We start from the raw sequence: 8,977 nt of genomic DNA, 5'->3' as shown, positions 1-8,977 counted from the left end.
CCAGCAGCCGCGCCAACGCCATCAACGCGCACGGCCAGGTGGTGGGGTGGGCCCAGACGGCGAGCGGCGCCCGGCACGCCTTTCTGTGGACCCCCGGCGCGGGGATGGTGGACATGGGCACGCTCCCCGTGGTCCCCGACGTGCGGCGCGGCGCCCCCAATCCCGCCCTCTCCAGCAGCGAAGCGCTGGACATCAACGACGCAGGCGAGGCGACCGGCTTTTCGCGCGCCGGCTATCCCGTGCCGTACGCCTTCGTCTGGAACCAGGCAGGCGGATTTCAGATCCTGGGCGACGGCTACGGGAAGGTGATCAACAACCACCGCCAGGTGGCCGGGGGATCCGCGCATCCCACCGAGCCCGTCGGCCTGGCACACAGGGGCCGCTTCTGGCACGACATCGTCCTCTGCGTGGGCCCCGCGGCGGACGCGGGCGGCCCCTACGTGGGCAGTCAGGGCCACGTGATCCTCTTCGACGGCAGCAGAACCGCCAACCCCGACAACGATGCCCTGGTCTTTGCGTGGGACTTCACCGGCGACGGCGTGCCGGACTCCACCGGCATGCAGGTGGGCTTTGCGTACGGGGCCGCCGGCTCGTACAGCGTCCGCCTTTTCGTCACCGACGAGGTGGGCGTCACCCGGTCGGACGACGCAGCGGTCACCGTCACCAGCGGGCCGCCGTCCTGGCCGCGAGCGGTCATCGCGTCGCCGCGGCACGGCCAGTACACCGCTGGCGAGGGAAGCCTGGTGGGGCTGAGCAGCGAGGGAAGCGCGGGCGAGAACGGCGGGCCCCTCCTCTACCGGTGGGAGTTCGGCGACGGCACGTTTGCGCAGAGCCGCTTTCAGGCCACCCCGTTCAACTGGACCAGGGCCTACGCCGACGGTGGCACCTACACGGCGCGCCTGATCGTCTGGGACGCCGCCGGACGCTCCGACACCGCGACCGTCGGGGTGGTGGTGCAGAACACGGCCCCGACGGCCGTTCTCTACGTGCCGACCACCGTGTACGAGAACGCGGACTTCACGGTGGCGCTGAACAGCGCGACCGATTCGTCCAGCGCCGACCGGCGGGCGGGGTTCACCTACAGCTTCGACTGCGGCGCGGGAAGCGGCTACGGTGCGTACGGCGCCTCCGCCACCACCTGCCACTCGCGGGCCGACGACGGCACCCACGTCGTGCGCGCCCGCATCCGCGACAAGGACGGCGCGGTGCGCCAGTACACCCGCACCCTCGTTACGCGCAACGCACGCCCCGTGGTCACCGGGGCCACCATGTCCAGCCACCTGCTCGTCGCGGGCTTCACCGACGCGGGAGCCGAGGATGGGCCGTGGACCTGGGTGGTGCGGTGGGGCGACGGCACGCAGTCGACGCTGAGCGTGAGCACCCCGTCTCCCCATTCGCTCGTGCTTCCGCACGTCCACGCCGGAACCGGCCCCCACACCGTGCGCATCCAGGTTACCGACCGGCAGCTCGCCGCCAGCGCGGTCTACACCCTGATCGTCCCCTAGAGCGTGTTCAAGAATCCGACGCTGCGCATCCAGGCAGATCCACCAGCGCTGTCATTCCGAGGCCCGGCCACGCCGCAGCCTGCTTTCACACCAGAAGTTGCAGGGCCGAGGAATCCCCTGTCGGATTGCTGGAGGGCAGACGCGGTCACCCGTGCTGAACTCGCGGCTACGACACGGGCGGACAGGGCCAGTGCCGGGGCGGTGCGGCGGGGCACCAGCGGCAGACAGTAGATTTCTCGGTCGGCGCGCAGGAGTTCGTGCGAGCCGATGGTGCGGTGTGGCGCCTCCTTCGAAATGACATACGGGCGCGAGCGCAGGGATTCTGAACACACTCCAGGAAAAACCGCACGGAAGCAAAAGAGAGAGGACGCGAAGATCGAATCTCCGCGTCCTCTTTCTTTTCTTCCGCGCCCTCCGCGCGAGACCAGATTCTCGGCCCGATCGTGCATTCCCCCCTGGCCGTCTCGTCCTCATCCCGGGTCCTGAAAAAGAATGGTCGTACAGGGGAACAGAGTCAGACAGAGGAACCGGGATGACACTTCGGCTCGCTTTCCCTGTCTGACCCTGTTCCTCTGTACCCATACAAGCCTGGGTGCACGATGGATTGCGGGATTCGGGATGAGACAGGCCTTTTCAGGCCCCCGCCGCCACCGCCTGCCGCACCTCGACATCCGACGCCTCGCCCCGCCAGCCGGGGATGGCCTCGAACACCCGCAGCGCCAGCTGCACCTTGCCGAAGGGCGCGCTCACCTGCACCCCCTGGATCATGGGCAGCGCCTCGGCCAGCATCTCCTGGGCGATGCGCGTCCCCTCGTCGGTGCCGCGATCCTTGCCCTCGGCGCTGGCGATGCGCATGCGCGCCAGCACCGGCTCGGGCACCACCACGCCGGGCACCTCGTTGGCCAGGAACTCGGCGTTGCGGGCGGAGACCAGCGGCCACACCCCCGCGATCACCGGAATGCGCAGCCCGTCCTTTTCGATGCGGCGGACGAAGCGCTCCAGCTGCGCCAGGTCGAACACCGGCTGGGTGATGCAGTACTCCGCCCCCGCCTCCACCTTCCAGTAGAAGCGCCGCATCTCGTTCTCGAAGTCCTCGGCCCCCGGGTTCACGCCGACCCCGACGACGAACTGCGTGGGCTCGCCCAGCGCGTTGCCGCCGGGGTCCAGCCCCCGGTTCAGCCGCGAGACCAGGTTGGTCAGGCCGATGGCGTCGATGTCGAAGACCGCCGTGGCGTCCGGGTACGGCCCCATCTTGGGCGGGTCGCCGGTGATCAGCAGCAGGTTGCGCAGCCCCAGCGCCTGCGCGCCCAGCAGGTCCGACAGCATCCCCAGCAGGTTGCGGTCGCGGCAGCAGTAGTGCACCACCGCCTCGATCCCCACCCGCTGCTGGATGAGCACCGCCGTGGCCAGCGCGCCCATGCGCGACTGCGCCCGCGGCCCGTCGGGCACGTTCACGCCGTCCACCCCCGCCGCCTTCAGCAGCCGCACGCCGTCCAGCATGGCGTCGGGATTGCTGCCGCGCGGCGGGACGATCTCCACCGTGGTCAGGAACTCGCCCGCGGCCAGCTTGCGCCCCCAGCTGGATCGCTCGGCCAGCGGCGCCGGCTCGCGGGTGACGGCCCCCTCGCCGTCCCCCGCCTCCACCGCGATGCGCGGCTCCGACGCGGGCGAGAGCATGCGCACCGCGCCCGCCATGGCCGCCACGTGCTCCGGCGTGGTGCCGCAGCACCCGCCCACGAAGCGCACGCCTTTGCGGATCATCCGCGCCGCGTAGCTGGCCATGTACTCGGGCGAGGCCATGTACATGGTGCGCCCCTCCACCTCGCGCGGGAGCCCCGCGTTGGGCTGCATGGACACCGGCCGGTCGGTGGTCCCCAGCAGCCGGTCCGCCGCGTTCAGCATGGCGCTGGGCCCCACGCTGCAGTTGAGGCCCACCACGTCCGCGCCCCACTCGGCCAGCCGCTCCGAGATGAGCGCCGCGTCGCTGCCGTACGCCGTGCGGCCGTCCTCGCGAATCACCATCTGCGCCACGATGGGGAGCTGCGACGCGTCGCGCACGCCCAGGATGGCCTGGTGGATCTCTTCGAGGTCCGCGAAGGTTTCCAGGATGAAGAGGTCCACGCCCCCGTCCGCCAGCGCCGCCGCCTGCTCGCGAAAGATGCCGCGGGCCTCGTCGCGCGCCGTGGGGCCGTAGGGCTCGATGCGCAGCCCCAGCGGCCCGATGGCGCCCGCCACGTACACGCGCTCGCCCGCCGCGTCGCGGGCAAGGCGGGCGGCGGCCACGTTGATCTCGTGCAGGCGGTCGTCCAGGCCGTGGCGGGCCAGCTTGGGGCGGCTGGCGCCGTAGGTGTTGGTCTCGATGATCTCCGCGCCCGCCTTTACGTAGGCGCGGTGAACGTCGCGCACCAGGTCGGGCTGGGTGAGCGAAAGCTCGTCGTAGCAGCGGTTGATGTATACGCCCCTGGCGTACAGCATCGTCCCCATGGCCCCGTCGAACAGGTGGGGACGGCCGTCCGCCAGCAGCCGGCGAAAGTCGCGCATCGGTCTTCTTTCACGTTTGACGGGCGCCCCCGTCACCCAAGGGCCCCCCTAGTACACCAGCGGCCGCTTGTCGTGGGTGGGCACCACCCACAGCACGTGGCCCTGCCGGTCCAGCCCGATCTCGGTGGCCCCGTCGTCGGGGACGCACCCCTGGCCCCTGGGATACACCCAGCGCGCCACCGTGGCGCGCCGCAGCCGGTTCAGCTCCTCGTCCATCGTGGGGCGCGGCGTGCCGGACTCGAACTGCGCCTCGAGGTGCGCCAGGTTGCTTGCCTGGCAGCGGTGCGGCGGCGCGCCCAGCAGCTTTGCCACCGACGCCGAGTCGTCGCCCACGGCGACCTGCGTGGCCCTTCCCTCGCGCCGGCTTCCCCCGAACAGAAGTGCTCCCAGCACCACCAGCAGCCCGATGGCGAGGATGGCGAGGCTCACCATGCGCGACTTGCGTTTGTGCGTGCGCAGCGCCTGGTCGATCCGGGCGTCATACGCGTCGTACGGGTTGGCGATACGGTCCTCCTGCGGCGGAGCCGGCGTGCGGCGGTGTGAAATCCGATGCAAACGGTTGCGTGTCTGCATGTTTCCTGCCGCACGGCGCCCCGCCTGCGCTCAAGCCCCGCCTGCCGCCCGCATCGCGGGCCGGGGACGGGCTCGGGAACGGGCTCGACGAATTGCATCGAACCGCGCCCGCCGGGGTGCCCCTCCCCCGGCCCCTCCCCGTTCGTTCCTCACGGAGAGGGGAGAATTCGATCCCGCTCCGGATGGGTTCGGGCTGCGCCGGCGGGCGCCCCCTCCGGCTCGCTTAGGCTCGCCACCTCCCCCAAAACTGCTGGGGGAGGTTGGGGGTGCCGACGGGTACGTGGCTCGACGAAAGGCATCGCACTGCGCCCGACAGGGGTGCCCCTCCCCCGGCCCCTCCGCGTGCGTTCCTCACGGAGAGGGGAGAATTCGATCCCCCTCCGGATGGGTTCGGGCTGCGTCCGCGGGCGCCCCCACCGGCTCGCGTAGGCTCGCCACCTCCCCCAAAACAGCTGGGGGAGGTTGGGGGTGCCGACGGATACGTGGCTCGACGAATTGCATCGAACTGGCGCCGGCGGGGTGCCCCTTCCCCGGCCCCTCCCCGTTCGTTCCTCACGGAGAGGGGAGAATTCGATCCCCCTCCGAAGAGCCTTTCGAGCGCGTCACCTCTCCCCCGCGCAGTTTGCGGGGGAGAGGCCGGGAGAGGGGGCCGCCCACCATCCCGCTCCACCCCTTCCGAAGCACCCCGCCCCTGCCCCACAACCAACCTCCCCCAAACTAGGGGCAGGTGCGAGCCAAAGCGAGCGGAGGGGGCGCCCGCGGGTCGCACCGAGCCCCCCCTACCTCCCTACCTCACCCCTTCACCCCTTCACCCTTCACGTGCTGAAGTACTTCGCCGCCGGATGATGCACCACCAGCGCGGCCGTCGATTGCTCCGGGTCCAGCTGGAACCCCGCCGTCAGCCCCACCCCAATGGTCTCCTTCACGGGCAGGATGCGGAACAGCGTCTCGTGCTGCTCCACGTCCGGGCACGCGGGGTATCCCCAGCTGTAGCGCAGTCCGCGCTCGCCCTCCAGCCCCAGTTCCTGACGCACCCGGCGGTTCACGTACTCGGCCGTGCCCTCCGCCGTCTGCACGCTGAAGCCGTGCAGGAAGTAGCCTTCGCTGTAGTCGCCGCCCTGGTTGCGGCGCTCGATGAACTCCGCCGCGCGGTCACCGCTGGTCACCACCTGCAGCGGCAGCACGTCCTGCGGCCCGTCGCCGTTCAGCGGACGGAAGTAGTCCGCCAGGCACAGCTCCTCGCGGTCCTCCTGCCGCGGAAACTCGAAGCGGCCGATCTCCTTGCTCCGGTCCGCCGGGTCGAACACCACCACCGCGTCGCCGTCGCGCCCCGCCGGGAAGTAGCCGTACACGGCCTTGGGGCTCAGCCAGCGCTGCGTGCGCGCCTCGCGGGTGTAGCGCGCCAGCCGCGGCTCGAAGTCCTCGCGGACGATGCGGTCCCACTCGTCGCCCTTGAGGTTGCGGGCGCCCCACTGCATGCGGTACAGCGTGTTGCGGTCGATGCACTCCACCACGTCGTCCAGCGGAATGCCCAGCAGCGTCTTCCATCCCCAGAACGGCGGCGTGGGCACGTCCGCGGGCGCCACCGCGGGGTTCGCGCGGCTGGCCGGGCGCATCCCGCCGGCGCTTGCCTTGCGCGCCTCGTACTCCGCCTGGCGCCGCAGCATCTCCTCGTTGTGGGCGCGGATGAACGCCTCGCCGTCCTCCGCGACCAGGCGGTCCATCGTGTCCAGCCCCTCGAAGGCGTCCTTGCAATAGAACATCCCGCTGGGATACGGCTCCGCCGCCCCCACCAGCGCCGCGGAGCGGACGAAGCTGGGGTTGATGGCCGCGCCGCCGACGAGCAGCGGATACTTCAATCCGCGGCGAAAGAGCTCCTGCGCCGCCAGCGGCATCTGCTTGGAGGTCGAGACCAGAAGCGCGCTCAGGCCGATGGCGTCGGCGCCCACCTCCTCCGCCTTTTCGAGGATGGTGTTGACGGGCACCTGCTTGCCCAGGTCGAACACCGTGTAGCCGTTGTTGGTGAGGATGGTGTTCACCAGCGACTTGCCGATGTCGTGCACGTCGCCGTACACGGTGGCCAGCACCACCTTGCCCTTGGTCTGCCCCTCGGCCTTTTCCAGGTACTGCTCCAGCCGCGCCACGGCCTTCTTCATCACCTCGGCGCTCTGCAGCACGAAGGGAAGGATGAGCTCGCCCGCGCCGAACTTGTCGCCCACTTCCTTCATCGCCGGCAGCAGCACCTGGTTCAGCACCGGCACCGCGCCCTGGTTCTTCACCGCCGCGTCGATCAGCTCCTCGAGCCCGTCCTTCTTGCGGTGCAGGATCTTCCAGTGCAGCGCGGCCTCGGGCGTCATGTCCGCGGTGGGATCGGCGGCGGACTCGATCTCGCCGCTCTTGCCCTCGTAGTGGGCGATGAACGCCGCCAGCGGGTCGTGCTCCTCGGTGCGGCGGTCGAAGATCAGGTCGTCCGCCAGCCTGCGCTCGGTCTCGTCGATCTCGAAATACGGCTTTACGTGCGCGGGGTTGATGATGGCCGTGTCCAGCCCCGCCTCGACGCAGTAGTGCAGGAACACCGAGTTCAGCACCGCCCGCGCGTGCGGGGAGAGGCCGAACGAGACGTTCGATACGCCCAGCGTGGTCAGCACGCCGGGAAGCTCGCGCTTGATGGCGCGGATCCCCTCGATCGTCTCCACGGCGGACCGGCGGAACTCCTCGTCGCCGGTCGCGAGGGTGAAGGTGAGGGCATCGAAGATCAGCGCGTCGGGCGCCAGGCCGAACTCGCGGACGGCGATGTCGTGGATCTTTCGCGCCGCTTCCAGTTTGGTCTCGGCCGTCTTGGTCATCCCCCCCAGGTCGCGGTCGATGGTCAGCGCCACCACCGCCGCCCCGTGCGCCGCCACCGCGGGGAGCACCGCGTCGATGCGCTCGCGGCCGTTCTCGAGGTTGATGGAGTTGACGATGGCGCGCCCCGGCGACTGCTCCAGCGCCGTGCGGATGACGTCGGCCTCGGTGCTGTCGATGCACAGCGGCGCCTCGACCCCCTGCGACAGCAGCTTGACCACGGTGCGCATCTGCGCCCCCTCGTCCTGCCGCTCCGTCAGCGCCACGCACACGTCCAGCACGTGCGCGCCGCTCTCCGTCTGCTCGCGCGCCACGTCCAGGATGCCGTCGTAGTCGTCCGCCAGCAGCAGGCGCTTGACCTTGCGGCTACCCTGCGCGTTCACCCGCTCGCCGATCATCGTGGGTGCCGGCACCTGGACCAGGTCGGTGGCGCGGATGCCGGAGGACAGGCGCGGCACGTACTCCACCGTGCGCTCCTTCGGTTTCACGGTGCGGATGCGCTCCACCAGCTCGCGGATGTGCTCCGCCGTGGTCCCGCAGCACCCGCCCACGATGGAGACGCCGTGCTCGCGGACGAACTCCTCCATCTGGTCCGCGAAGGGGGTGGACTGCAGCGGATAGACCGCGCAGCCGCCCTCGTTGTGCGGGATCCCCGCGTTGGGAATGCAGCTGATGGGAAGCCGGCTGTTCTCGCCCAGGTAGCGGATGGCCTGCCGCATGTGCTCGGGGCCGGTGCTGCAGTTGAGGCCGATGACGTCGGCCCGCAGCGACTCCAGCGTCACCATGGCCGCCGCGATGTCGGTCCCCAGCAGCATCCGCCCGGACGTGTCCAGCGTCACCTGCACCTGCAGCGCGACGGGCCGCCCCGCCGCGGCGATGGCCTCTCGGCAGCCGAAGATGGCGGCCTTGACCTCGAGGATGTCCTGCGAGGTCTCGATCAGCAGCACGTCCACCCCGCCCTCCACCAGCGCCGCCGCCTGCTCGGCGAACACCGGCACCAGCTCGCCGAAGCTGACGTTGCCCAGGGTGGGATCGCTGGCCGACGGCAGGTAGCCGCTGGGGCCGATGGAGCCGGCGACGAAGCGCGGCCGCCCGTCCCGCGCGGCGAAGCGGTCGGCGACGGAGCGGGCCAGGCTGGCGGCGGCCACGTTGATCTCGCGGACGCGGTCCTGCAGCGCGTACTCGCGCAGGGTCAGGCGGTTGGAGCGAAAGGTGTCCGTCTCCAGCACGTCGCACCCGGCCTCCATGAACGACGCGTGGATCTCGCCGATCACGTCGGGGCGGGTGATGACCAGGTAGTCGTTGCACCCCTCCAGCGCCTGCCCCCCGAAGTCGTCGGGGGTAAGGTCGTAGCGCTGAATGCTGGTGCCCATGGCGCCATCGAACACCAGCACGCGGTCCTGGAGCGCGGCAAGGTACGGCGAGCGGCTGCTGTCCATCGGTCTCGACTGGTGCATAAACGAAAAAACCCCGCGCTCGGGTTCGGAGTGCGGGGCGAAAACTCGCTGGATCGG

At 70.5% G+C, this 8,977-nt stretch carries 4 protein-coding genes; 1 reads left to right on the top strand and 3 read right to left on the bottom strand.

Translation table 11 applies throughout. The annotated features are described in order from the left end of the window. The coding region (locus VGC13_RS07390; RefSeq protein ID WP_331124590.1) for a PKD domain-containing protein at positions 1-1,505 on the top strand (1,505 nt) is incomplete at its 5' end. Between the two features lie 633 nt (positions 1,506-2,138). Here VGC13_RS07390 and VGC13_RS07385 read toward each other — a convergent pair. The 3 genes from VGC13_RS07385 to metH form a co-directional block, all read right to left on the bottom strand. Continuing rightward, positions 2,139-4,046, bottom strand: a complete 1,908-nt coding sequence (locus VGC13_RS07385) for a bifunctional homocysteine S-methyltransferase/methylenetetrahydrofolate reductase (RefSeq protein WP_331124589.1) — start codon at positions 4,044-4,046, stop codon at positions 2,139-2,141. A gap of 48 nt (positions 4,047-4,094) precedes the next feature. After that, positions 4,095-4,601: a hypothetical protein gene (locus tag VGC13_RS07380; protein ID WP_331124588.1), complete on the bottom strand. Its 507-nt coding sequence runs from the start codon at positions 4,599-4,601 to the stop codon at positions 4,095-4,097. Between the two features lie 833 nt (positions 4,602-5,434). Beyond that, positions 5,435-8,902 carry a methionine synthase gene (gene metH / locus VGC13_RS07375; protein WP_331124587.1) on the bottom strand — a complete coding sequence of 1,156 codons (3,468 nt, stop codon included), beginning with the start codon at positions 8,900-8,902 and terminating at the stop codon, positions 5,435-5,437. Positions 8,903-8,977: the final 75 nt, after the last annotated feature.

It is taken from the genome of Longimicrobium sp., from assembly GCF_036399255.1.
Classification (GTDB): domain Bacteria; phylum Gemmatimonadota; class Gemmatimonadetes; order Longimicrobiales; family Longimicrobiaceae; genus Longimicrobium.
This window is presented reverse-complemented; position numbering and strand designations above follow the sequence as displayed.